Here is a 23,269-nt window from a genome sequence, read left to right as displayed (position 1 = left end):
GGTGCCTCAGTACGCTCCGCGACCGTCGACCACGGCGCGGAGCGTGCGGCCCATGACGTCGACGTCACTGGTGAACGACCAGTTGTCCACGTACTGCAGGTCGAGTTGGATCGTTTCGTCCCACGAGAGGTCGGACCGCCCGCTGATCTGCCACAGCCCGGTCATCCCGGGCCGCACGGCGAGCCGGCGCAGTTCGGTCTCGTCGTACTCCGCCACCTCCTCCGGCAGCGGCGGGCGCGGGCCGACCAGGGACATGTTGCCCGCCACCACGTTGATCAGCTGCGGCAGTTCGTCCATGGACGTGCGGCGCAGCAGCCGGCCCACCCGGGTCACCCGGGGGTCGCGGCGCATCTTGAACATCAGGCCGTCGTTCTCGTTGGCCCCGGACAGCTCGGCCTTGCGCGCGTCCGCGTCCACGACCATCGTGCGGAACTTCCACATGACGAACGGGACCCCGTCGCGGCCGATGCGCCGCTGCCGGTAGAAGGCCGGACCGCGCGAGCCGAAGCGGATCGCCAGGACCATCGCGAGGAAGGCCGGCGACAGCAGGACCAGTCCGAGCGCCGCGCCGGCGCGGTCCAGTACCGACTTCAGCAGGGGCTGCACGCCCCGGCTCACCGGCGGCGCCACCCGCAGTATGGGCAGGCCACCCGCGGACAGGGTCTCCAGCCGCTTGACGGAGACCTCCACCAGGCCGGGGAATATCGCCAGTTCGAGCCCGGCGTCGTGCAGGGCCCAGGAGATCCGGCGCAGCCGCTCCCCCGCGAGCCGGGCCCCCGGTGCGACGAGCACCAGGTCGGCGCGGTGGGCGGCGACGGCTCCGAGCACGGCGGTGGAGTCCCCGTTGGGGGACTGCGCCGCGGCGGAGCCGAGCCGCGCGGCCACCGGCACCCCGTTGTCCAGCGCGCCGGGGCCCACGGGGACCACGCCGACCACCACGTAGGGGTGGTCGGTGCGCGCGGCGAGGTGCCCGATGACGGATTCGGCGGCGTCGGGCTCGCCGACGACCAGCACCCGGCTCACCGCCTGGGCCTCGCGCCGGGCTCCGGAGAGGTGGCGGTAGGTCAGTTTGTGGCAGGCGACGGTGACGAGCAGGGCGGGCACGAGGGCGCCGAGGGCGGACAGCCGGGGGGTGTTCTCACCGGTGATCACGCGGGCCACGGCGAGCACGCCGATCAGAATCAGCCAGTCGTGTACGACCGGGAGGACTCCCCGGGATTCTCCGAGCGCGCGGCCCGCGTAGCGCCGGCGCATCAGCTGCACGCCGGTCCATGCAAGGGCCGCGCCGATGGCGCAGTAGAGGGGCCGTGCCTGCTGGGCAGCCTCGAAGACCAGGCCGACGGGGACTCCCGCGCCGATCAGGTCCGCAGCGACCGCGGCGGGCAGGTACCAACGGGCCTTGTCACCCAGGCCCCGGGCCGACATGGCCGACGACCTGGCCGCGTCGGCCACTCTTTGCACAGGTATATGGACATGCCTCATGGGCCCCCCTGGCACGTGGTCTATGACGGTGGCGCCAGTCCGCGGCTTCCCCGGGCTGTGGACATCAGACGCACCGGGAAACAGTACGACAAACACCCGTACGTTAAACGCCGTTTCGGGGAACCGGACATCTTGTTGCCCAAGCGTTAGAGATCGACGGTCCACATTCGGGCCGCGGGGCCCTCCTTTCTCATTTCAAAGTGAATGCTCCGCATACCGGATACGTCTCTTCGGACAACGAACGATTTCAGGCCAACCTTTTGACGCGGCCCTGACATCACGGCGCTCAGATGGCACTCTTCGACCGTTCTTCGCACCAGCCCGATCTGCCCGGAGGCCCACCCAGCCATCCGGAACCCCCCTTGCAGAAGGAGTCTGCGTTGAGTCCCACCCCCCAGCGGCGTGCCACCACGGCCGGCGCGCTTGTTGCCGCGGCCGCTCTCCTCGCCGTAGGCATCCAGACAGGATCCGCCAACGCCGACGCCACCGCGTCGCAGGCCGGACAGGTCGCCCAGGCCAACCCGGGCGCGGCCAATCTCAAACTCAGCGCTTCGGAGCGTGCGACGCTCCTGGCCGAGGCCAACTCCACCACCGCGCAGGCCGCCAAGGCGCTCGGCCTCGGCAGCGGCGAGAAGCTCATCGTCCGCGACGTGGTCAAGGACGTGGACGGCACCACCCACACCTCGTACGAGCGCACCTACAACGGCATACCGGTGCTCGGCGGTGACCTGACCGTCCGTGCCAAGGGCGGCGTCACCAAGCTCGTCACCAAGGCCACCAACCACGACCTGAAGGTGGACACCACCGCCACCGTCGCGCCGTCCGCCGCGGAGAGCCAGGCGGTCTCCGCCGCCAACGCCGAGGGCTCCAAGGAGGCCAAGGCCACCAAGGGCGCCCGCAAGGTGATCTGGGCGGCCGAGGGTGCTCCGGTCCTCGCCTTCGAGACCGTCGTCGGCGGCCTCCAGCACGACGGCACGCCCAGCGAGCTGCACGTGGTGACCAACGCCAAGACCGGCGCGAAGATCACCGAGTGGCAGGCCGTCAAGACCGGCACCGGCAACACCATGTACAGCGGCCAGGTGACGATCGGCACCTCGCAGTCGGGCAGCAACTTCACGCTGAACGACGCCACGCGCGGCGGCCACAAGACCAACAACCTCAACCGGGCCACCTCCGGCACCGGCACGCTCTTCTCCGGCCCGGACGACGTCTGGGGCAACGGCCTGCCGGCCAACCTGGAGACGGCCGCCTCCGACGCCCACTACGGCGCGCAGGTGACGTGGGACTACTTCAAGAACGTCCACGGCCGCAACGGCCTGCGCAACGACGGGGTCTCCCCGTACAGCCGGGTCCACTACGGCAACAACTACGTGAACGCCTTCTGGGACGACTCCTGCTTCTGCATGACGTACGGCGACGGTGACGGCAACGCCAAGCCGCTCACCTCCACCGACGTGGCCGCGCACGAGATGACGCACGGCCTGACCTCGGTCACCGGCAACATGACGTACAGCGGTGAGCCGGGCGGTCTGAACGAGGCCACCTCCGACATCTTCGCGGCGGCGGTCGAGTTCTACGCGGCCAACCCGCAGGACGTCGGCGACTACCTGGTCGGCGAGAAGATCGACATCCGCGGCAACGGCACCCCGCTGCGGTACATGGACAAGCCGAGCAAGGACGGCTCGTCCAAGGACGCCTGGTACTCGGGCATCGGCTCGATCGACGTCCACTACTCCTCGGGCCCGGCCAACCACTGGTACTACCTGGCCTCCGAGGGCTCGGGCGCCAAGGTCGTCAACGGCGTGAGCTACGACTCGCCGACCTCCGACGGCCTCCCGGTCACCGCGATCGGCCGTGACGCCGCGTCCAAGATCTGGTTCCGCGCCCTGACCACCAACCTGTTCAGGTCGAACACCAACTACGCGGCCGCCCGTACCGCCACCCTGCAGGCCGCTGCCGACCTGTACGGCGCCGGCTCGACCACGTACAACAACGCCGCGAACGCCTGGGCCGCCATCAACGTCGGTCCGCGCATCGTGAACGGCGTCACGGTCACCAACCCGGGCAACCAGACCACCGTCACGGGCAGCGCCGTCAGCCTCCAGGTCCAGGCCACCAGCACCAACGCGGGTGCCCTGAGCTACGCGGCCACCGGTCTGCCGGCCGGGCTGTCGATCAACGCCTCCAACGGCCTGATCTCAGGCACGGCCTCCACGGCGGGCACGTCCAACGTGACCGTCACGGTGACCGACTCGGCGAACCAGACCGGGACGGCGGCGTTCAGCTGGACGGTCGGCACCTCGCAGCCGAACGTCTTCGAGAACACCACGGACTACGCCATCGCCGACAACGCGACGGTCGACTCCCCGATCACCGTGAACCGCACGGGCAACGCCCCGAGCACCCTCAAGGTGGACCTGAACATCCTCCACACCTACATCGGTGACCTGAAGGTCGACCTGGTCGCCCCCGACGGCACCCTGTACAACCTGCACAACCGCAGCGGCGGCAGTGCGGACAACATCATCAAGGCCGTCACGGTCAACGCCTCCTCCGAGGTGGCCCAGGGCGTGTGGAAGCTGCGTGTCAACGACAACGCGAACATCGACACCGGCAAGATCGACAGCTGGAAGCTCACCTTCTGACCCCCACCGGGGCCGTCCGTGAACCAGAGCTGAACCGCTAGACCACGGGGCCGCCCGGGAGAAGACCTCCCCGGGCGGCCCTGTTCCAATTCCCCACGCCGTTCCCCCGCCCCCTCGTTCACCCCCTCGTTCCAAAAGCCCCGCCGGACCAGGTCCGGCGCCCCTGAGGGCCGGGACCTTCGGCGCCGTCCGGCGGGCGGCTCCCGGGTCATAGTGGATTTCAGCGAACCTACGGAACCGTAGGTTCGGGTGATTCCGAGGACGTGACCCATGCCGCAGACCCCCACGACAGCCCCCGCCGTGCAGCACCCCTGGCTGATCCAGGGCGGCATGGGCGTCGGCGTCTCCGGCTGGCGGCTGGCCCGGGCCGTCTCCGGCGAGGGCCAGCTGGGCGTGGTCTCGGGGACGGCCCTGGACGTCGTACTGGCCCGCGTGCTGCAGACCGGCGACCCCGGCGGCCACGCCCGCCGGGCCCTGGCGGCCTTCCCGCTGCCGGAGCTCGCCCAGTCGGCCCTCGACCTCTACTTCCGCGAGGAAGGCCTCGCGGACGGCACGGCGATGCGCACCACCCCGCGACTGCGGGCGACGGGCGGCTCGCAGGCCGAGATCCTCACCGTCCTCGGCAACTTCGTCGAGGTCTGGCTCGCCAAGGAGGGACATGACGGTGTCATCGGCATCAACTACCTGGAGAAGATCCAGCTCGCCACGGCCCCCGCAATGTTCGGCGCGATCCTGGCAGGCGTCGACTACGTGCTCGTGGGCGCGGGAGTCCCCGGTCAGATCCCTTCCCTCGCCTCAAGGCTGGCGCGCTACGAACGCTGCGTGAGCAAGCTCCACGTAGAAGGCGACGAGGAGCCGCTGGAGCACCTCTTCGACCCCGCGGCCCTGCTCGCCGGGCACCTGCCCGGCCCGCTGCGCCGCCCCCACGTGCTGGCCATCGTCTCGCTCCCGGTCCTGGCCACCTACCTGGCCCGGGACGAGATCACCCGCCCCGACGGCTTCGTGATCGAGACCAGCCAGGCCGGCGGCCACAGCGCCCCGCCGCGCGGGCCGATGAAGCTCGACGAGGACGGCGAGCCGGTCTACGGCCCGCGCGACGACCCCGACCTCGCCAAGATGGCGGCGCTCGGACTGCCGTTCTGGCTCGCCGGCGGCCAGGCCAGCCCCGAGGCCGTGGCCGGGGCGCTCGCCGAGGGCGCGGCCGGGGTCCAGATCGGCAGCGCGTTCGCCCTGTGCGAGGAGTCCGGGATGGCCCGCCACCTGCGCGAGGAGCTGCTGGACCGGGCCCACACGGGCACCCTCTCGGTCCGCAACGACCCCGAGGCCTCCCCCACCTCGTTCCCCTTCAAGGTGGCGGACCTGCCGGGGACGGTCTCCGAGCCGGAGGTGTCCGAAGCCCGGCGCCGGGTCTGCGACCTCGGGTTCCTGCGCACCCCCGTACGGGGTCCGCGCGGTCTGGTCTACCGGTGCGCGGCCGAGCCGGTGGCCGCGTACGTCCGCAAGGGCGGCGAGGCCGCCGACACCAAGGGCCGCCAGTGCCTGTGCAACGGCCTGCTGGCCACGATCGGACTGGCCCAGCGGCGGCCGCACGGCCGGGTGGAGCCCCCGCTGGTCACGATCGGCAAGGACCTGTCCTTCCTCCCGAAGCTCGCCCCGAACGCCGAGCCCTACACGGCCGCGGACGTGGTCCAGTGGCTCGCGGCGGGCGCGGACCGGCCCGCCGGCCGCTGAGGCCCGCCCGGAACACAGGAAGGGCCCGGCTCCCCCAGGGCGGTTTCTAGGGGTCGTCGCAACACGTGGTTGGTTTGATCAGGCCGCGAGGAGTTTATGCAGGCGCTCGGCTGGGGTTTCCCAGTCGAGCGTTTTGCGTGGGCGGCCGTTGAGCTGGGCTGCGACGGCGTCGAGATGTTCGCGATTGTGGACGGCCAGATCGGTGCCTTTCGGGAAGTACTGCCGCAGCAGGCCGTTGGTGTTCTCGTTGGAGCCGCGCTGCCAGGGGCTGGCCGGGTCGCAGAAGTAGACCGGGACGTCGGTGGCGACGGTGAACTCGTGATGGCGGCCCATCTCCGAGCCTTGATCCCAGGTCAGGGACCGTTTCAAGTGGGCGGGTAGCCGCTGCACGGTCTCCTGGAGTGCGTCGCGGACCTGCTCGGCGCTGCGGCCGTTGGGCAGGTGCAGGAGCATCACGTAGCGGGTGGCGCGTTCGACGAGGGTTCCGATCGCGGAGCCGCTGTCCTTGCCGATGATCAGGTCGCCTTCCCAGTGCCCGGGCACCGCCCGGTCCTCAGCCTCGGCGGGACGCTCACTGATCATGACCATGGGCTCGGCGAAGCGGGGCCGGCGCTGCTCGGCCTGGCGCTGCGGCTTGCGGCGTGCGCGTCCGGTCCGAAGTGCTCCGGCGAGCTCTCGCCGTAGTTCTCCGCGTCCTTGCACGTAGAGGGCCTGGTAGACGGTTTCGTGGACCACGTGCATCTCCGGCCGGTTCGGGAACTGTGCCCGCAGAGCGTGGCAGATCTGCTCCGGGCTCCACAGCTCGTCCAGGCCGGCCTGGACCGCGTGCGGCCGGTACTGGCCGCCCACGGGGTGGCGGTTGCGGCGGATCTCCCGGCTGACGGTGGAGGGGCTGCGGCCGAGCTCGGCCGCGATCGCCCGGACCGTGGCCTTCTCCCGGAGCCGGTCGGCGATGTGGATCCGGTCGGTCTCACGCAGATACCGCGAGGGAGCGGACGGGGGCGCCACCGCGTTGAGCGGTGACGCCCCGACGTTCCCGCCGGACGGGGCGCGGCCGTTACGCCAGCGCCGCCCGGTCTTCTCATTGATGCCGACGATCCGGCACGCCTCTTTGTTGCTCACACCCCGCTGCATGAGCTGAAGGTAGAGGCGCCGTTCCTCGGACAAGGCACGGCGCCCCTGGACAACGGACCGGTCCCGGATCTTGAAGTCCATCGCATCCCCTGAACTGGGGTGTTGCAACGACTCCTAGAACCCAAGCAGGGGAGCCGGGCCCTTCGGACGCGCATCAGCCGATGGAGCTGAAGACCGAGTCCAGGATCTGCGAGGTGGTCCCGCCGGCCGGTGCGGCGGCGGCGCGCCCGCCGATGCTGCGGTCCTCGTCGTCGCGCCAGTCGTCGTGCCGTCCGTCATGGCGGCCGTGGTGGTCCCAGTCGTCGGTCGGCTTGAAGTAGACCGAGCGGACCTCCAGGTCGTCCGCCCGCTCGCCCGGCTCCAGCGTCTCCACGGCGCGGCCGCCGCAGGAGCGGTCCTCGAACAGCACCGCCAGCGATTCCGTGTCGTTGCGCACCTGGAAGGCCGGGTGGTTCCGGGAAGCGTGCGTCAGCTGGTAGCAGGTGTCGTTGTCGGCGGGCTCGATCCGGCCGTTCCGCGTGTCACCGTCGTCGCTGTACCGGTAGTGCAGCGTGCCGAGGTACTCGCGGTCGTCGTGGTCGTTGGCGTACGACAGCCCGGCGGTCGGCAGGACGAGCGCGAGGGCGCCCGTGAGCGCGATGGCGGTGGTGCGAAGACGCATGGGGAGTCCGTTCCTCGGGTTCCTCGGATGCCAGGTCCGGTTGGCATCCGCGGGCAGCGTAGGAGCGGACCAGCCCGATGAGGCGATTCGGCACGGCAGCGCGTTCGAAGGTTCACCCTCCCGGTCCCTTCCGGCGTCGAACGCGCGAACGCCCCGGATCCGCGCGGGATCCGGGGCGTACGAAGAGGCCCGCTCAGGCGGATGCCCGCTCCGCCGGCGCGGAGCCCTGGCCCGGCACCGGCACCGGAACCGGGCCCTTGCCGCCGGACCCGGCGACGGGCCGGCGGACCAGCACGAAGAGGATCAGCGCCCCCGCGAGGCCCATGGCCCCCGAGACCCAGAAGGTGTCGCGCAGCCCGCTCGCGAAGGCCGCCTCCACCCAGGACCCGGCCCCCGGAACCGTGTCCAGCAGCCGCGCCGCCCCGCCGCCGGCCAGCGCCGCGGCCGTGCCGTGCGGCTGCCCGGAACCGGCGAGGCCGTCGGCCAGCCCGGTGTGGAAGACCGCGCCGAGCACCGCGATGCCCAGGGCCATGCCCAGCTGTCGCGCGGTGTTCAGGGCGCCGCCCGCCATGCCCGCCCGGGCCGGGGGCACCGCCCCCATCGCAGCGGCGGCCAGGGCCGGGGAGATCAGCCCGACGCCCACGCCGGTGACGGCCAGGCCCGGTACCAGCGCGGTCCAGCCGTCGCCCGCGTCCAGCATCCAGCCCTGGAGCAGCGCCCCGGCCGCGATGAGCAGCAGCCCGCCGCCGATGGTGATCCGGTGCGAGGCCCCGTGCAGGAGCTTGCCGGAGGCCGCGGCGACGAGGAAGCCGGCCAGGCTCAGCGGCAGCAGGGCCAGTCCGGCCCCGACCGGGCCCATGCCCTCGGCGGTCTGCAGCCACAGCCACAGGGAGACGTACATCAGTTGACTTCCGCTCTCCTCCCTAAAGGGAGGAGATTCCTACCACGGTCGACTGACCGTCTCGGTGGGTCCCTGCTTCTTCGCGCAGTGCCGGGACTGGTCCCGGTCTTACCCGCGCTCGACAGGCTGTCACTGCCAGTCCGGCAGCCTTGGCGATGTTGACCGCCGCGTTGATGTCCCGGTCAAGGACGGACCCGCACGCCTTGCACTCCCACTCGCGGATATACAGAGGTTTGGGGCCGTCCTTGACGCCGCACTGCGAGCAGACCTGTGAGGTCGGCTCGAAGCGGCCGATGCGTACGAGGGTGCGCCCGTACCGGGCGGCCTTGTATTCCAGCATGGCGAGGAACGCCGACCATCCGGCGTCGTGGAGGGACTTGGCCATGCGCGTGCGGGCGAGCCCTTTGACTGCCAGGTTCTCAACGGCAACCGCTTGGTTCTCGCGGATGATTCTTGTTGAGAGCTGGTGGTGGAACTCGCGCCGGGCGTCGGCAACCTGCGCGTGAGCGCGGGCGACTTTGGTACGGGCCTTGGCCCGGTTGTTGCTGCCCTTGGCCTTGCGGGACAGGCGGCGCTGTTCCCGCTTCAGCTTCTTCTCCGCCCGGCGCAGGAAGCGCGGGGATTCGATCTTCGTACCGTCCGAGAGGATCGCAAAGTGCGTGAGACCCAGGTCGATGCCGACCTGACCGGACACCTTGGGCAGCGTCTCATCCGTGCCGGTATCGACCACGAATGAGGCGAAGTACCTTCCGGACGCGTCCTTGATCACGGTCACCGTGGACGGTACGGACGGCAGGGTGCGGGACCACTTCACCCGGACATCGCCGATCTTCGGCAACGACAGGTCACCGCCGGCCGTGATCTTCCAACGGGCATTCGCGGTGAACCGTACGGCCTGCCGGTTGTCCTTGCGGGACTTGAACCGGGGCGCACCCATGGTGGGGCGCTTACCCTTGAGGCTGTCGAAGAAGTTCCGGTACGCGGCGTCCAGGTCCCGAAGGGACTGCTGGAGGACCACGGCGGAGACCTCCCCGAGCCACGACCGTTCCTCAGTCCTCTTCGCCTCGGTGATCAGCAGCTTGGACAGATCTCCCGCCTTCGGAAACACGGCACCTTCGGTGCGGGCGGTCTCACGTGCGCGGAGCGCATCGTTGTACACCACCCGCGAGCACCCGAACGCCCTGGCCAACGCCAAGCGCTGAGGACCGTTCGGGTACATCCGGAAGGAGTACCTGAGCTGCATGACTATCAGCGTATTGCAGTCGGTTTATGGCCGAGTATCAGAACATTCGTACTGGTCGGCACTGCGCTCTCGCCCTACACGCCCACATGGTTTTCGTGACGAAGTACCGGCACAAGATCTCCACGGAGGTGACGCCCTGCTGCTCGACAAGCTGCCGCGCACTCGTCGGGTGACTGGGATCAGCGCGCACACGTCCTGCGGATATTCACCGGCTGCCCCGACCACTGGTTCGGGCTCGGTGTACTGCGCCCGGACCAGGTCCCCGCTGCTGGTGTGGCCGCCGGCCCGAGCGGTACACGCTGGACGGGACGGAGCTGGCGCTCCTGGCCCTGCTGGGCCGGGACGGCCGCAGCGGCTATCCGGAGCCGGCTCACGCGGCCGGCCGTCCCGAATCCACGGCCCGGCGCCGCGTGGAGTGGCTGCGGAAGGAGGGCACGCCGCACTTCGACGTGGAGACCGTGCCCGGAACCCTCGGCTTCGAGGCGGAGACCACCCGGATGCTGAAGGTCCACCCAGCCCGGCTGGCGCGGGTAGGCGCGACCTTGGGGGCCACCCAGAGGTGCCGTTCGCTGCGGCGGTGACGGGCACGGCGAATCCGCTGACGGTGGTGATCTGCAAGGACACGGACGCGCTGTACACATACCTGACCGAGCGGATCGGCGCGGTGGACGGTGTGGGTCAGGTGGAGGTCATCCCGGCCCTGCGCAGCATCAAGCGGGCCGGGATGCTGGTGGAGGACGGGCGGCTGGTGGACCCGCCGCCCGCCCCCTGAACGCCTGCCGCCGAGGCGGCTAGCGCAGCACCACGCCGCCTCCCGTGTCCGTGTCCATGCCCGAGGCGGGGCCCGCGACCAGGCCCAGTTCGGCCGGGGTCGCCAGCAGCGGGTGCGCCGGCATGATCCGTACGGTGTAGCCGAAGGGACCCGTACGGTCGAGGGCGAGCGGGCCCTCGTACAGCCAGCGGCCCTCCAGGTCGGGTCCGCCGGCGGGCTTGAGCGGGAAGGCCCGCCCGCCCTGGATCACGTCCTGCGCGTCGACCCGGCCCGCGACGGCCTGTACCTCCACGTCCTCGGGTGCCAGGGCGTCGAGGGAGACCTGCACGCGCAGGGTGAGGGTGGCCCCGAGTTCGGCGGTGCCGCCGACCGGGCCCGCCGTCAGGGCCTCCACGTGCTCGACGGTGACCTGCGGCCAGGCCGCCCGGACCCGCCCCTTCCACCAGGCGAGGTCCCGCGCCGCGTCCGGGGTCAGGGCGCGGTGGGAGAGCGCGGCCGGAGCGTAGAGCCGCTCCACGTACTCCCGCACCATGCGCCCCGCGAGCACCTTGGGCCCCAGGGAGACGAGGGTGCGCCGGACCATCTCGATCCACCGCACCGGGAGTCCGGCCTGTCCGGCCCTGTCGTAGAACCGGGGTGCGACCCGGCCCTCGATCAGGTCGTAGAGGGCGTTCGCCTCCAGGTCGTCGCGGCGGTCCTCGTCCGCGCCGAGTCCGTCGGCGGTCGGGATGGCCCAGCCGAAGTCCGGCTCGAACCATTCGTCCCACCAGCCGTCCAGGACGGACAGGTTGAGGCAGCCGTTGAGCGCCGCCTTCATCCCGCTGGTGCCGCAGGCCTCCAGCGGGCGCAGCGGGTTGTTCAGCCAGACGTCGCAGCCCGGGTAGAGCTTCTGGGCCATGGCCATGCCGTAGTCGGGCAGGAACACGATCCGGTGGCGCACGCGGGGGTCGTCCGCGAAGCGCACCAGTTCCTGCACGAGCCGCTTCCCGCCGTCGTCGGCGGGGTGCGCCTTGCCCGCGACCACGATCTGCACGGGCCGGTCGGGGTCCAGCAGCAGGCGGCGCAGCCGGTCGGGGTCGCGCAGCATCAGTGTGAGCCGCTTGTAGGACGGCACCCGGCGGGCGAACCCGATGGTCAGCACGTCCGGGTCGAGGACGGAGTCCACCCAGCCGAGTTCGGCGTCGGCGGCCCCGCGCTGGCGCCAGGAGGCGCGCAGGCGGTCCCGTACCTCTTGTACGAGCTGCTCCCGCAGGACCCGGCGCAGGTCCCAGACGTCCTGGTCGGGGATGTCCGCGACGGCGTCCCAGCGCTGGGAGCCGCCGACGGAGAGCGCGTCCTCGGTGCGGCCGGCGCCGATCTGCTTGGCGCCGAGCTTGACGACCTCGGGCGCCACCCAGGTCGGGGCGTGCACGCCGTTGGTCACCGAGGTGATGGGGACGTCGGCGGGGTCGAAGCCCGGCCACAGCCCGGCGAACATCCCGCGGCTGACGGCGCCGTGCAGGGTGGAGACCCCGTTGGCCCGCTGGGCCAGGCGCAGGCCCATCACCGCCATGTTGAACACCCCGGGGTCGCCGCCGGGGTAGGTCTCGGCGCCGAGGGCCAGGATCCGGTCGACGGGTACGCCGGCCAGTTCGCCGCCGTCGCCGAAGTGACGGGCGACCAGGGCCCGGTCGAAGCGGTCGATGCCGGCGGGGACGGGGGTGTGCGTGGTGAACACGGTGCCGGCCCGGACGGCTTCGACGGCGGCGTCGAAGCCGAGTCCCTGCTGCCCCTCCAGTTCTCTTATGCGCTCCAGCCCCAGGAACCCGGCGTGGCCCTCGTTGGTGTGGAAGACCTCCGGGTCGGGATGCCCGGTGATCCGGCAGTAGGCGCGCACGGCCCGGACCCCGCCGATGCCGAGCAGCATCTCCTGGAGCAGCCGGTGGTCGCTCCCGCCGCCGTAGAGCCGGTCGGTCACCTCGCGGGCGACGGCGTCGTTCTCCTCGACGTCGGAGTCGAGGAGCAGCAGCGGCACCCGGCCGACGCGGGCCTGCCAGACGTGTGCGTGCAGGGACCGGCCGCCGGGGAGGCTCAGGGACACCCGCGCGGGGGTCCCGTCCTCCTCGCGCACCAGCGCGACGGGCAGTTCGTTGGGGTCGAGCACCGGATAGTGCTCCTGCTGCCAGCCGTCCCGGGAGAGGGACTGGCGGAAGTACCCGTGCCGGTAGAGGAGTCCGACACCGATGAGGGGGACGCCGAGGTCGCTGGCGGCCTTGAGGTGGTCCCCGGCGAGGATCCCGAGCCCGCCGGAGTACTGGGGCAGGGCGGCGGTGATCCCGAACTCGGGCGAGAAGTAGGCGATGCCGGCGGGCAGCTCCGCGGCTGCCTCGTGGCTCTGGTACCACCTCCCGCCGTGGACGTAGTCATCGAGGTCGGCGGCGGCGACGGCGAGCCGCCTCAGGAACCGCCGGTCCCCGGCGAGCTCGGCGATCCGCGCGGCGGACACGGCGCCGAGCAGCCGGACGGGATCCCCGCCGGCGGCTTGCCAGCCCTCGGGATCGACGGATTGGAAGAGTTCACGGGTCTCGGCGTGCCAGGACCAGCGCAGGTTGCGCGCGAGGTCGGCGAGCGGCGAGAGGGTCTCGGGGAGGACGGGGCGCACGGTGAATCGACGGATAGCCTTCACGCGTTCCACCTTCGCAGGGGATTACGGGTCGGAGCGGCCGCACCACGCTGTGCACCGCGAGCGTCACCCTCGGAAGGCTAGCGCCGCCCGCCCCGCCCGGCCATGGCGCCTCCAGCGGGCCTCCACCGACTGCTCCCTCTGCCCGAGCCGTTGGCCCCGGGGTCACGCGGGGTCCTGCCCCGCGTCCACGTTCCACTCCTGCGGGAGCGGACGGGGGCGCCGCCCGCGCGCTCCGGGCCGCACGGCCTCGGCGAGTTCGGGCGGTCCCGCGTAGCGGAACAGCGGAGGTGTGGACATCCGGTAGTCCTGTCCGAGTTGACGGAGCATCGGCGGGTGTTGGGCCGCCGAGCGCGGGCAGGCGTTCCACTACGTACGAGTAGTTAACCGAACACCCGGGTTGGGCCCGGCTGGAGTGGGAAGGGCTCCTCGGGTACAGCGCACGGCACACCCCGGAACCGCCTCCCCGCCACCCGAGTGAACGCGGACAGGAGCGGCCATGCCCGCAGCCCAGCCGTCTTCCGAGCGGCTAGAAACAGAGCGAACAGAGCGTGCACTACCAGCTGCCTTGCCGGCTGGCCTGTTGTCACCGAGCCCTGCGAACTGCCCCCAGGTGATCCCATCATGATCGGTCGCATTCCCGTGCTGGACGTCCGCCCCGCCGTCGACTGCGGCGTCAGACCCGCCAAGGCGGTCGTGGACGAGGTCTTCGAGATTTCCGCCACCGTGTTCCGCGAGGGACACGACGCCGTGGCGGCCCATGTCGTGCTCCGAGATCCGAGCGGGCGGCTGCGGCCCCCCGTGACCCTGTCCGAGCTCGCCCCCGGCACCGACCGGTGGGGGGCGCGGGTGTCCGCCGAGGTGGAGGGGAGGTGGACTTACACCGTCGAGGCCTGGAGCGACCCGGTGGGCACCTGGCGGGCCCACGCGGCGGTGAAGATCCCGGCCGGGATCGACACCGGGCTCACCCTCCTGGAGGGCGCCGAGCTCTACGAGCGGGCCGCCGCCAAGATCCCCAAGCGCGACGGCCGCGAGCACGTGCTGGCCGCCGCGGACGTGATGCGCGACGAGGACCGGCCCGTGGCCGAGCGGTACGCCGCCGCCCTCGGCCCGCGGATCGACGCGCTGCTCGCGAAGCGCCCGCTCCGGGAGCTGGTGACGGCCTCCAAGCCGCTGCCGCTGCTGATCGAGCGCAAGCGGGCCCTCTTCGGGTCCTGGTACGAGATGTTCCCCCGGTCGGAGGGGGCGGTGCTGGAGCCCGGCGGGGCTCCCGTCAGCGGGACCTTCCACACCGCCGCCGAGCGGCTTCCCGCCGTCGCCGCGATGGGCTTCGACGTGGTGTACCTGCCGCCGATCCACCCGATCGGGAGCACGTACCGCAAGGGTCCGAACAACACGCTGTCCGCGGGGAGTTGGGATCCGGGCGTGCCCTGGGCCATCGGCTCCACCGAGGGCGGCCACGACGCCGTGCACCCCGAGCTCGGCACCCTGGAGGACTTCGACGCCTTCGTCGCCAAGGCCCGCGAGCTGCGCATCGAGGTGGCGCTCGACTTCGCCCTGCAGTGCTCCCCGGACCACCCGTGGGTGGAGAAGCACCCGGAGTGGTTCCGCCACCGCGCCGACGGCACGATCGCGTACGCGGAGAACCCGCCGAAGAAGTACCAGGACATCGTCCCCATCCACTTCGACGCCGACATGGCCGGCATCGTCGGGGAGACGGTGCGGATCCTGCGGCACTGGATGGAGCACGGCGTCCGGATCTTCCGGGTCGACAACCCGCACACCAAGCCGGTGGTCTTCTGGCAGAAGGTGATCGCGGACATCAACAAGTCCGACCCCGACGTGATCTTCCTCGCCGAGGCCTTCACCCGCCCCGCGATGATGCGGGCGCTCGCCGCCGTCGGCTTCCAGCAGTCCTACACGTACTTCACGTGGCGCAACACCAAGGCCGAGCTGACCGAGTACCTGACCGAGCTCGCGGACACCCGCTCCGCCTCCGTCATGCGGCCGAATTTCTTCGTCAACACCCCCGACATCCTGCACGCATACCTTCAGCACGGCGGCCGCCCCGCCTTCGAGATCCGCGCGGTCCTCGCCGCCACGCTCTCCCCGACCTGGGGGGTCTACGCCGGTTACGAGCTCTGCGAGAACACCCCGGTCAAGGAGGGCAGCGAGGAGTACCTGAACTCCGAGAAGTACGAGCTGCGCCCGCGCGACTGGGCCGCCGCCGACCGCGAGGGCCGCACGATCGCCCCGCTGATCACCGCCCTGAACCGGCTGCGCCGGCGCAACCCGGCGCTCCAGCAGCTCCGCGACATCCATTTCCACCCGACCGACAACGAACAGGTGATCGCCTATTCGAAGCACGCGGGGAGCAATTCCGTACTGGTGGTCGTCAACCTCGATCCGCACCACACCCAGGAGGCGACGGTCTCGTTGGACATGCCGGTACTCGGCCTCGACTGGCACGGGTCCCTCGCGGTGCGCGACGAGCTCACCGGCGATACCTATCACTGGGGCAGGGCCAACTACGTGCGCCTGGAACCGGGCCGCACGCCCGCGCACGTTCTGGCGGCTCTGCGACCGTCCCCGCCCACCGGAGGGTCACCCATCTCATGATGATCAACGATCCCGTCCCCGACACCTTCGAGGACACCCCCGCCAAGGACCGCGACCCCGACTGGTTCAAGCGGGCGGTCTTCTACGAGGTCCTCGTACGGTCCTTCCACGACAGCAACGGCGACGGCGTCGGTGACCTCAAGGGGCTCACCGCGAAGCTGGACTACCTCCAGTGGCTCGGCGTCGACTGCCTGTGGCTCCCGCCGTTCTTCGCCTCACCCCTGCGCGACGGGGGCTACGACGTCGCCGACTACACCTCAGTGCTGCCCGAATTCGGCGACCTCGCCGACTTCGTGGAGTTCGTGGACGCGGCGCACACCCGCGGCATGCGGGTGATCATCGACTTCGTGATGAACCACACGAGCGATCAGCACGAGTGGTTCCAGCAGTCCCGCAAGGACCCGGACGGGCCCTACGGCGACTACTACATGTGGGCCGACAACGACAAGCAGTTCCAGGACGCCCGCATCATCTTCGTCGACACCGAGACCTCGAACTGGACGTACGACCCGGTCCGCAAGCAGTACTACTGGCACCGGTTCTTCTCCCACCAGCCGGACCTCAACTACGAGAACCCGGCCGTCGTCGAGGAGATCGTCTCCGCGCTCCGCTTCTGGCTCGACCTCGGCATCGACGGCTTCCGGCTCGACGCCGTGCCCTACCTCTACGCCGAGGAGGGCACCAACTGCGAGAACCTGCCGCGCACGCACACCCTCCTCAAGGCGGTCCGCGCCGAGATCGACGCGCACTACCCGGACACCGTGCTGCTCGCCGAGGCGAACCAGTGGCCCGAGGACGTCGTCGACTACTTCGGGGACTTCCAGAAGGGCGGGGACGAGTGCCACATGGCCTTCCACTTCCCCGTCATGCCGCGCATCTTCATGGCGGTGCGAAGAGAGTCCCGCTACCCGGTCTCGGAAATCCTGGCGAAGACCCCGGCGATCCCGGACCGCTGCCAGTGGGGCATCTTCCTGCGCAACCACGACGAGCTCACGCTCGAAATGGTCACGGACGAAGAGCGCGACTACATGTACGCCGAGTACGCCAAGGACCCGCGGATGCGGGCCAACATCGGCATCCGGCGCCGCCTCGCCCCGCTGCTGGACAACGACCGCAACCAGATGGAGCTGTTCACCGCCCTGCTGCTGTCGCTGCCCGGTTCGCCGGTGCTGTACTACGGCGACGAGATCGGCATGGGCGACAACATCTGGCTCGGTGACCGCGACGGCGTGCGCACGCCGATGCAGTGGACCCCGGACCGCAACGCCGGTTTCTCCTCGTGCGATCCGGGCAGGCTGAACCTGCCGGTCATCATGGACCCGGTCCACGGGTACCAGGTGACCAATGTCGAAGCGGCGATGGCCTCACCGTCTTCGCTGCTGCACTGGACCCGCCGGATGATCGAGGTCCGCAAGGCCAACCCGGCCTTCGGACTCGGCTCGTACACCGAACTGCCCTCGTCGAACCCGGCGGTGCTCGCCTTCCTCCGTGAATACGGGGACGACCTGGTGCTGTGCGTGCACAACTTCTCGCGCTTCGCGCAGCCCACCGAGCTGGACCTGCGGTCGTTCAACGGGCGGGTCCCGGTGGAACTCACCGGCGACGTCCGTTTCCCGCCGATCGGCGAATGGCCGTACCTGCTGACCCTGGCGGGCCACGGCTTCTACTGGTTCCGCCTGCGCTCGGAGTGACGTTCCGCTCGGAGTGACGACGCACGAGGTGCACGAGGGCGGGCGAATGGGTCAATCGCCCGCCCCTGTACGGACCCTTCTGACCCGACACTCGCTCACACCGGAGAAGCAAACACCGCGATCCGGGACACTCTGCGCATTCTTTGACGGCCCGGGGAAAGGACGCGACGCCATGTCGGAGGCTGCATCCGCCCGGGATCGGCTCACCGCCGACCGGGCCACCGGGCTCGGGCTCGGACCACTGGAGCCGATGCTGCGGGCCTGGCTGCCCGCGCAGCGCTGGTTCGCGGGCAAGGGCCGCGCCATCGGACGGCTCAGGGCCATCTCGGCGGCCGAACTGCTCCCGCCCGGGTCCGCCCCCGGACTGCTGCACCTGCTGCTGGACGTGGACGGGGACTGCTACCAGCTCCTGCTCGGCATCCGCCCGAGCCCGCTGCCGCCGGCCCTGGCGCCCGCGCTGATCGGCCGCGCCGAGCAGGGCCCGTACGCCGGCCAGTCGGTCTACGAGGGCCTGGGCGATCCGCGGCTCGCCTCACTGCTGCTGGAGCGGCTGCGCTCCCCCGGCACCCTGGGCCCGCTGCGCTTCGACCGGGATCCGGCCGCCGTGATCCCCGAGGCACCCACCCCCCGGCCGCTGTCCGGGGAACAGACCAACTCCTCGCTGATCTACGGGGATTCGTACATCCTGAAGATCTTCAGACGGGTCGGCCCCGGGGTCAACCCCGACCTGGAGCTGCCCCGCGCCCTGGCCGCGGCCGGCTGCGCCCGGGTGCCCGCGCCGGTCGCCTGGTACGAGGCCGAGCTGCCCGGCTCCGAGCCGCTGACCCTGGGCGTGCTCCAGCCGTACCTGCGCGGCTCCGACGACGGCTGGCAGCTCGCGCTGCACCGGCTGCGCACCGGCGCCGACTTCACCACCGAGGCCCACGCACTGGGCCGGGCCACCGCCGAGGTGCACAGCGCGCTGGCCGGGGCCCTGCCCACCGTCGCCCTGGGCCCGGAGCAGACGGCCCGGCTGGCCGCCGGGATGACGGCCCGGCTCGCCGCCACCGCCCGCGAGGTACCGGCCCTGCGCCCCTACGAGGCCGGGCTGCGCGGGGCCTTCGACGCGCTGGCCGCCTCCCGCGGGTCCGGGGTGTCCGCCCAGCGGATCCACGGCGACCTGCACCTGGGCCAGACCCTGCGCACCGTGGACGGCAGCTGGGCGCTGATCGACTTCGAGGGCGAGCCGGCCCGGCCGCTGGCCGACCGGCGCCGCCCCGAACCGGCGGTCCGGGACATCGCCGGGATACTGCGCTCCTTCGACTACGCGGCCCGCTCGCACCGGCCGTTCGCCCCCGCCTGGGCGGACGACTGCCGGGCCGCCTTCTGCGAGGGCTACGCCCGCACCACCGGCCGGGACCCGCGCGAGGATCCCGTACTGCTGCGCGCCTACGAGACCGACAAGGCGGTGTACGAGGCCCGCTACGAGTCCCGGCACCGGCCCGACTGGCTGCACGTGCCGATGGCGGCGATCCGGCGGCTGTCGGAGCCGCAGCGTCCCCCCTCCCACCGCACGCATCCCCCCGTCCCCGGATCCACCACCCCCCACCACCCGAAGCCCCCGAGGAGGCCGCTCGCGTGAGCGCCGCACGACAGCCGTCACCGACCGTCCGCGACGAAGCCAAGGCCGCCGTTGAAACCGCCGGCACCCCCGCCGAAACGAGTGTGAAGAAGCCCCGGGCCCCCAGGGCCCGGCGGGCCGCACCGTCGCACGGGGTCCGGCCGGCGCCGCCGCTGGGCGCGGAGGAACGGGCCCGGCTGCTGGAGGGCCGCCACCACGATCCGCACGGAGTGCTCGGGGCGCGCGTCCAGCGCAGCGGGGTGTCCTTCCGGGTGCTGCGCCCGTACGCGAAGGCGGTCACCATCCTCGCCAAGGGGCTGCGGGCCGAGCTCTTCGACGACGGCGACGGGCTGTTCTCCGGGATGCTGCCGCTGACCGGGGTGCCGGACTACCGGCTGCTGGTGGCGTACGACAGCGACGAGGTGGAGGTCCACGACCCCTACCGGTTCCTGCCCGCGCTCGGCGAGCTCGACCTCCACCTGATCGGCGAGGGCCGGCACGAGGAGCTGTGGACGGCGCTCGGCTCGGAGCCGATGGAGCACCAGGGCGTGGCGGGCACCCGGTTCACGGTGTGGGCGCCGAACGCACAGGGGGTGCGCGTCAGCGGGGACTTCTCGTACTGGGACTCGGTCGCCTACCCAATGCGCTCGCTCGGGGCGACCGGCGTGTGGGAGCTGTTCCTGCCCGGCGTCGGCGAGGGCGCCCTGTACAAGTACGACATCACCCGCCCGGACGGCTCGCACACCCTGCGCGCCGACCCGATGGCGAAGCACGCCGAGGTCCCGCCGGCCAACGCCTCGGTGGTGACGGCCTCCTCCTACGTCTGGCAGGACGCGGAGTGGATGGCCTCGCGCGGGGAGCGCCCGCCGCACCAGGCCCCCTTCTCGGTGTACGAGCTGCACCTGGCGTCCTGGCGGCCCGGCCTCTCGTACCGGCAGCTGGCCGAGCAGCTCCCGGCGTACGTGACGGAGCTCGGCTTCACGCACGTGGAGCTGATGCCGGTCGCCGAGCACCCCTTCGGCGGCTCCTGGGGCTACCAGGTCACCGGCTTCTACGCGCCGACCTCCCGGATGGGCACCCCGGACGACTTCCGCTTCCTGGTGGACTCGCTGCACCGGGCCGGGATCGGGGTGATCGTCGACTGGGTGCCGGCGCACTTCCCGCGCGACGACTGGGCGCTCGCCGAGTTCGACGGGCGGCCGCTGTACGAGCACCCCGATCCGCGGCGGGCCGCCCACCCGGACTGGGGGACGCTGGAGTTCGACTACGGGCGCCGGGAGGTCCGCAACTTCCTCGTGGCCAACGCCGTGTACTGGTGCCAGGAGTTCCACGTGGACGGGCTGCGCGTGGACGCGGTGGCCTCGATGCTCTACCTCGACTACTCGCGCAGCGAGGGCGAGTGGACGCCGAACGAGCACGGCGGCCGGGAGAACCTGGACGCGGTGGCGTTTCTCCAGGAGATGAACGCGACCGTCTACCGGCGCTGCCCGGGCGTGGTGACGATCGCCGAGGAGTCCACGGCGTGGCCGGGCGTCACGCAGCCCACCGACGGGGGCGGGCTCGGTTTCGGGCTGAAGTGGAACATGGGCTGGATGCACGACACCCTGCGCTACGCGTCCAAGGAGTCGGTGCACCGCAAGTACCACCACCACGACATGACCTTCGGGATGATCTACGCGTTCAGCGAGAACTACGTGCTGCCCATCTCCCACGACGAGGTGGTGCACGGCAAGGGCTCGCTGGTGTCGAAGATGCCCGGCGACTGGTGGCAGCAGCGGGCGGCGCACCGGGCGTACCTGGGCTTCATGTGGGCCCACCCGGGCAAGCAGCTGCTCTTCATGGGCCAGGAGTTCGCGCAGGGCTCGGAGTGGTCCGAGACGTACGGTCCGGACTGGTGGCTGCTGGACTCCTCGTACGCGGCGGCCGGTGACCACCGGGGCGTACGCAGCCTCGTGGGCGACCTGAACCGCACCTACCGGGCGGCGCCCGCCCTGTGGGAGCGGGACACGGTGCCGGAGGGGTTCGCGTGGGTGGAGGCGGACGCGGCGGAGGACAACGTCTTCGCCTTCCTGCGCTTCGCCCAGGACGGCTCGCAGCTGCTGTGCGTCTCGAACTTCTCGCCGGTGGTCCGGCACGGGTACCGGATCGGTGTCCCGGAGGAGGTGCCGCTGTGGCAGGAGGTGCTCAACACCGACCAGCAGCTCTACGGCGGCAGCGGCGTCCACCACACCCAGCCGCTGCGCCCCGAACCGGTACCCGCGCAGGGCCGTCCGGCAAGCCTGCGCCTGACCCTCCCGCCGCTGGCGACGGTCTGGCTCAGGCCCCTGCCGCGGCGGTAGCCGCGAGCACCCCTTCCAGCTCCTGGAGGAGCCTGCGCTTGGCGCGGGCTCCGACCAGTTGCAGGACGGGCTCGCCGTCGCGGAAGACGAGCAGGGTCGGCATGGACAGCACCCCGTAGCGCACGAGCGTCTCGGGGTTGGTGTCCGCGTCGATCTGCACGACCTTGAGGCGGTCGGCCTCTTCCGCGGCGACGGCGGACAGGACGGGTGCGAGCTGGCGGCACGGGCCGCACCAGTCGGCGGTGAACTCCACCAGGACGGGCCGGCCGCGCTCGGCGAGCACCTCCCGCTCGAAGTCCGCGTCGGTCACTTCGGTCACTTCGGTCACTTCGGCCACACCGTGGGCCTTCTGGTCCTTCATCGTGGTCTCACCCATCGTGATCTCCCCCATCGTGGTCTCTTCTCTCGTCCCGACCGGGTCAGCCGGTCATCTCGCACCTGGGCTGTGCCGCTTCGGCTTCGGCGAGCTGGCCGGCGACCTGGTCGCGCACGTCACCGAGGCGGCCGATCAGGCCGTCCAGTTCGGTGAGCTTGCGCCGGTAGACGGCCAGCGAGGCCGGGCAGGAGTCGCCGGACGGGTGCCCGGCGCGCAGGCATTCCACGAACGGGCGGGTCTCCTCCAGGTCGAAGCCGAAGTCCTGGAGCGTGCGGATCTGGCGGAGCAGCCGCAGGTCTTCCTCGTCGTAGGTGCGGTAGCCGTTCGCGTCGCGCCGGGCGGGCAGCAGTCCCCGCGACTCGTAGTACCGGAGCGTGCGGGTGCTGGTGCCCGCACGCTCGGCCAGTTCGCCGATTCGCATGGCCCCGACGGTAGTCCTTGACGCCGACGTCAAGGCAAGGAGATCGCGTGAGGGGATCGTGCACGGGGCTACCGCTGCGGCGGCCGGAAACGTACGCTGGGAAGTGGATCACGGATCGCCCCGATTACCGGACAGTCACAGAGAAATCGGACCAAAGCCCTTTACTCCATAGGACGTTCCTACGAGTTATGGGCTTGTTTGATTGGTCTGTAGTCGCCGAGCCTCGGCCACTCCTACGGTGTGCCATGTGCACTCCAGCCCCCCTTTCAATGCCCCCGCCGCGCGTCGTCTCCGCGCTGCCCTGGGCATGGCTCCCGGTCATGTCGCCTATGGCCTGCGCGCCCAGTACGGACTGCTCGTCACTCCCGAGACCGTGATGGCGTGGGAGCGTGGCGAGATTTCGCCCACCTCCCCCGAGCTCACCGCCCTGGCCGGCGTGCTCTGGTGTTCCCCCGGCGAGCTGCTCGCGGAGCCCGTCACCCTGCGGGAACACCGCATCGCCCGGGGCCTGGCCGCCGATGACCTGGCCCGCCGGGTCGGGGTCGAGGCGAGTGCGTACCAGAAGATGGAGGACTCCGGCCGCTGGAAGGGCAACGAGCGGCAGTCCGCCGCGCTGGCGACGGCCCTGGGGCTGACGCTGGCCCAGTTCGTGACGGCGACCGGCAAGCACGAGGAGCTGGCCGAGCTGCTGCGCAGCGCGGTGACCACGCGCTGGCAGGCGTACGTGAAGCCGCTGACCAAGCTGCTTCCGGTGCCGAAGGCGCACCTGGAGCGGGTGCTCGAGCAGCTGCACGGCGAGTACCAGTCGCGGATGGTGGCGACCCTCAGCTGGGGCGGCGGTCAGGGCGAGGCCGGCAACGGCGACTCGGGACGTGAGTACCTCAGCGACATCGTGGAGCGGTTCTGGTACCTCGCCGGGGGTGCGTCGTAGGACACATTCCGCCCGCGGGCTCCCTACGGGAAAGGCCCCGACCGCGTCCGGACGAGGACGC

General features: G+C 71.2%; 18 protein-coding genes. 9 read left to right on the top strand and 9 right to left on the bottom strand.

The window, feature by feature from the left end:
• Window positions 1-6 precede the first annotated feature (6 nt).
• Window positions 7-1,482 carry a sugar transferase gene (locus ACODT5_RS45895; RefSeq protein WP_422524799.1) on the bottom strand — a complete coding sequence of 492 codons (1,476 nt, stop codon included), beginning with the start codon at window positions 1,480-1,482 and terminating at the stop codon, window positions 7-9.
• 380 nt (window positions 1,483-1,862) lie between these two features.
• Between ACODT5_RS45895 and ACODT5_RS45890 the strand changes: the two genes are divergently transcribed.
• Together ACODT5_RS45890 and ACODT5_RS45885 are read left to right on the top strand one after the other, a co-directional pair.
• A complete protein-coding gene (locus ACODT5_RS45890; RefSeq protein ID WP_422524798.1) occupies window positions 1,863-4,127 on the top strand; it encodes a M4 family metallopeptidase in 2,265 nt (754 codons plus the stop codon).
• Between the two features lie 270 nt (window positions 4,128-4,397).
• The gene (locus ACODT5_RS45885) at window positions 4,398-5,858 is read left to right on the top strand and encodes a nitronate monooxygenase (RefSeq protein ID WP_422524797.1); all 1,461 of its coding nucleotides are present in this window, start codon (window positions 4,398-4,400) and stop codon (window positions 5,856-5,858) included.
• A 78-nt stretch (window positions 5,859-5,936) separates the two neighbouring features.
• Here the strand turns inward: ACODT5_RS45885 and ACODT5_RS45880 are convergent, their stop codons facing one another.
• The 4 genes from ACODT5_RS45880 to ACODT5_RS45865 form a co-directional block, all read right to left on the bottom strand.
• On the bottom strand, window positions 5,937-7,073 hold the full coding sequence (locus tag ACODT5_RS45880; RefSeq protein WP_422524796.1) for an IS30 family transposase: 1,137 nt from the start codon (window positions 7,071-7,073) through the stop codon (window positions 5,937-5,939).
• A gap of 73 nt (window positions 7,074-7,146) precedes the next feature.
• Window positions 7,147-7,653 carry a hypothetical protein gene (locus ACODT5_RS45875; RefSeq protein ID WP_422524795.1) on the bottom strand — a complete coding sequence of 169 codons (507 nt, stop codon included), beginning with the start codon at window positions 7,651-7,653 and terminating at the stop codon, window positions 7,147-7,149.
• A 193-nt stretch (window positions 7,654-7,846) separates the two neighbouring features.
• Entirely contained in the window at window positions 7,847-8,554 is a 708-nt protein-coding gene (locus ACODT5_RS45870) for an MFS transporter (RefSeq protein WP_422524794.1), read from the bottom strand.
• Between the two features lie 22 nt (window positions 8,555-8,576).
• Complete coding sequence (locus ACODT5_RS45865) at window positions 8,577-9,797, bottom strand: RNA-guided endonuclease InsQ/TnpB family protein (RefSeq protein WP_422524793.1); 1,221 nt, start codon at window positions 9,795-9,797, stop codon at window positions 8,577-8,579.
• 410 nt (window positions 9,798-10,207) lie between these two features.
• Here ACODT5_RS45865 and ACODT5_RS45860 point away from each other — a divergent pair, with 410 nt between their 5' ends.
• Window positions 10,208-10,378 carry a hypothetical protein gene (locus ACODT5_RS45860; RefSeq protein ID WP_422524792.1) on the top strand — a complete coding sequence of 57 codons (171 nt, stop codon included), beginning with the start codon at window positions 10,208-10,210 and terminating at the stop codon, window positions 10,376-10,378.
• Window positions 10,375-10,569 (top strand): hypothetical protein, encoded by a 195-nt coding sequence (locus ACODT5_RS45855; RefSeq protein ID WP_422524791.1) that lies wholly within the window; start codon window positions 10,375-10,377, stop codon window positions 10,567-10,569. The genes ACODT5_RS45860 and ACODT5_RS45855 overlap by 4 nt, the downstream gene beginning before the upstream one ends.
• A gap of 19 nt (window positions 10,570-10,588) precedes the next feature.
• Here ACODT5_RS45855 and glgP read toward each other — a convergent pair whose 3' ends face one another.
• Both glgP and ACODT5_RS45845 read right to left on the bottom strand, forming a co-directional pair.
• Window positions 10,589-13,234, bottom strand: a complete 2,646-nt coding sequence (glgP, locus tag ACODT5_RS45850; RefSeq protein ID WP_422524790.1) for an alpha-glucan family phosphorylase — start codon at window positions 13,232-13,234, stop codon at window positions 10,589-10,591.
• A gap of 162 nt (window positions 13,235-13,396) precedes the next feature.
• A complete protein-coding gene (locus ACODT5_RS45845) occupies window positions 13,397-13,531 on the bottom strand; it encodes a hypothetical protein (protein WP_422524789.1) in 135 nt (44 codons plus the stop codon).
• A gap of 324 nt (window positions 13,532-13,855) precedes the next feature.
• Here ACODT5_RS45845 and ACODT5_RS45840 point away from each other — a divergent pair, with 324 nt between their 5' ends.
• From ACODT5_RS45840 to glgB, 4 genes are all read left to right on the top strand, one after another.
• Window positions 13,856-15,850, top strand: a complete 1,995-nt coding sequence (locus ACODT5_RS45840; protein WP_422524788.1) for an alpha-1,4-glucan--maltose-1-phosphate maltosyltransferase — start codon at window positions 13,856-13,858, stop codon at window positions 15,848-15,850.
• Complete coding sequence (gene treS / locus ACODT5_RS45835; RefSeq protein ID WP_327255013.1) at window positions 15,847-17,541, top strand: maltose alpha-D-glucosyltransferase; 1,695 nt, start codon at window positions 15,847-15,849, stop codon at window positions 17,539-17,541. The genes ACODT5_RS45840 and treS overlap by 4 nt, the downstream gene beginning before the upstream one ends.
• Before the next feature lie 172 nt (window positions 17,542-17,713).
• Window positions 17,714-19,162: a maltokinase N-terminal cap-like domain-containing protein gene (locus ACODT5_RS45830; protein ID WP_422524787.1), complete on the top strand. Its 1,449-nt coding sequence runs from the start codon at window positions 17,714-17,716 to the stop codon at window positions 19,160-19,162.
• Window positions 19,159-21,480: a 1,4-alpha-glucan branching enzyme gene (glgB, locus tag ACODT5_RS45825; protein WP_422524786.1), complete on the top strand. Its 2,322-nt coding sequence runs from the start codon at window positions 19,159-19,161 to the stop codon at window positions 21,478-21,480. Before ACODT5_RS45830 ends, glgB begins: the two co-directional genes overlap by 4 nt.
• Here glgB and ACODT5_RS45820 read toward each other — a convergent pair.
• Together ACODT5_RS45820 and ACODT5_RS45815 are read right to left on the bottom strand one after the other, a co-directional pair.
• A complete protein-coding gene (locus ACODT5_RS45820) occupies window positions 21,458-21,856 on the bottom strand; it encodes a thioredoxin family protein (RefSeq protein ID WP_422524785.1) in 399 nt (132 codons plus the stop codon). The two genes, glgB and ACODT5_RS45820, sit on opposite strands and share 23 nt — an antisense overlap.
• Window positions 21,857-21,899: 43 nt before the next feature.
• Window positions 21,900-22,277: a MerR family transcriptional regulator gene (locus tag ACODT5_RS45815; RefSeq protein WP_422524784.1), complete on the bottom strand. Its 378-nt coding sequence runs from the start codon at window positions 22,275-22,277 to the stop codon at window positions 21,900-21,902.
• Between the two features lie 307 nt (window positions 22,278-22,584).
• On the opposite strand from ACODT5_RS45815, the gene ACODT5_RS45810 reads away from it, so the two are divergent.
• The gene (locus ACODT5_RS45810; RefSeq protein WP_422524783.1) at window positions 22,585-23,208 is read left to right on the top strand and encodes a helix-turn-helix domain-containing protein; all 624 of its coding nucleotides are present in this window, start codon (window positions 22,585-22,587) and stop codon (window positions 23,206-23,208) included.
• The last annotated feature ends 61 nt before the right edge of the window (window positions 23,209-23,269 follow it).

It is taken from the genome of Streptomyces tatrensis (assembly GCF_049310065.1).
Classification (GTDB): Bacteria; Actinomycetota; Actinomycetes; order Streptomycetales; family Streptomycetaceae; genus Streptomyces.
The sequence above is the reverse complement of the archived record's forward strand: the minus strand, read 5'-3'. Positions and strand labels throughout refer to the sequence as shown.

What these genes read in the sequence shown, in the direction of transcription:
- ACODT5_RS45815 (WP_422524784.1), bottom strand. Translation starts at nt 22,277, where the DNA reads ATGCGAATCGGCGAACTGGCCGAGCGTGCGGGCACCAGCACCCGCACG.
- ACODT5_RS45875 (WP_422524795.1), bottom strand. Translation starts at nt 7,653, where the DNA reads ATGCGTCTTCGCACCACCGCCATCGCGCTCACGGGCGCCCTCGCGCTC.
- treS (WP_327255013.1), top strand. Translation starts at nt 15,847, where the DNA reads ATGATGATCAACGATCCCGTCCCCGACACCTTCGAGGACACCCCCGCC.
- ACODT5_RS45880 (WP_422524796.1), bottom strand. Translation starts at nt 7,073, where the DNA reads ATGGACTTCAAGATCCGGGACCGGTCCGTTGTCCAGGGGCGCCGTGCC.
- ACODT5_RS45885 (WP_422524797.1), top strand. Translation starts at nt 4,398, where the DNA reads ATGCCGCAGACCCCCACGACAGCCCCCGCCGTGCAGCACCCCTGGCTG.
- ACODT5_RS45820 (WP_422524785.1), bottom strand. Translation starts at nt 21,856, where the DNA reads ATGGGTGAGACCACGATGAAGGACCAGAAGGCCCACGGTGTGGCCGAA.
- ACODT5_RS45870 (WP_422524794.1), bottom strand. Translation starts at nt 8,554, where the DNA reads ATGTACGTCTCCCTGTGGCTGTGGCTGCAGACCGCCGAGGGCATGGGC.
- ACODT5_RS45830 (WP_422524787.1), top strand. Translation starts at nt 17,714, where the DNA reads ATGTCGGAGGCTGCATCCGCCCGGGATCGGCTCACCGCCGACCGGGCC.
- ACODT5_RS45810 (WP_422524783.1), top strand. Translation starts at nt 22,585, where the DNA reads ATGGCTCCCGGTCATGTCGCCTATGGCCTGCGCGCCCAGTACGGACTG.
- ACODT5_RS45845 (WP_422524789.1), bottom strand. Translation starts at nt 13,531, where the DNA reads ATGTCCACACCTCCGCTGTTCCGCTACGCGGGACCGCCCGAACTCGCC.
- ACODT5_RS45865 (WP_422524793.1), bottom strand. Translation starts at nt 9,797, where the DNA reads ATGCAGCTCAGGTACTCCTTCCGGATGTACCCGAACGGTCCTCAGCGC.
- ACODT5_RS45895 (WP_422524799.1), bottom strand. Translation starts at nt 1,482, where the DNA reads ATGAGGCATGTCCATATACCTGTGCAAAGAGTGGCCGACGCGGCCAGG.
- ACODT5_RS45840 (WP_422524788.1), top strand. Translation starts at nt 13,856, where the DNA reads ATGATCGGTCGCATTCCCGTGCTGGACGTCCGCCCCGCCGTCGACTGC.